Source organism: Streptomyces sp. AC627_RSS907 (assembly GCF_019049165.1).
Genome location: NZ_JAGMUE010001296.1, coordinates 1 through 589, shown reverse-complemented (window position 1 = coordinate 589; position 589 = coordinate 1). Strand labels below are relative to the sequence as shown.

At 75.4% G+C, this 589-nt stretch carries 1 protein-coding gene; it reads left to right on the top strand.

Annotation, left to right across the window (positions count from 1 at the left end):
• Nucleotides 1-589 (top strand): ComEC/Rec2 family competence protein (locus KUM32_RS41575; protein WP_217146813.1); only part of this gene is annotated, 589 nt, incomplete at both ends.

The window sequence follows — 589 nt, the reverse complement described above, 5'->3', positions numbered from 1 at the left end:
TCGTCGACGCGGGGCCGGACCCCGGCGCGGTGGACCGCTGCCTACGGGACCTGGGCATCGTGCGGATTCCGCTCATCGTGCTGACCCACTTCCACGCGGATCACGTGGCGGGTCTGCCAGGCGTGTTGCGTGGCCGGGCCGTAGGCGCTGTGGAGACCACGAGTCTGCGGGAGCCGCCGGGGCAGGCCGCGTTCGTCCGCAGGGCGGTGTCGGCGGCCGGCGTGCGGCACCTCGAAGCGGCACCGGGCGAGCGCCGTCGCACCAGCGGCCTCTCCTGGCAGGTGCTGTGGCCCCCGCGCGTGGCACCCGGGCCCGTGGTGTCCGGACCCGTGACGTCCGGGCCCGTGGCGCCGACGGGCGACCCCTCGGGCGCCCCCTACACCGCGAGCCCGGGAGGCACCCCGGCCCTTTCCGACAGCGCCGGCACGGTGGACACGAGTGCCGTCACCGGAGCGAACGACGCCAGCGTCACCCTGCTCGTGCGCACGGCTGGGCTGACCCTGCTGCTCCTCGGCGACCTGGAACCGACGGCGCAGCGCGCACTGTTGGCAGCCCACCCAACCCTCGGCCCGGTCGACGTGCTGAAGGT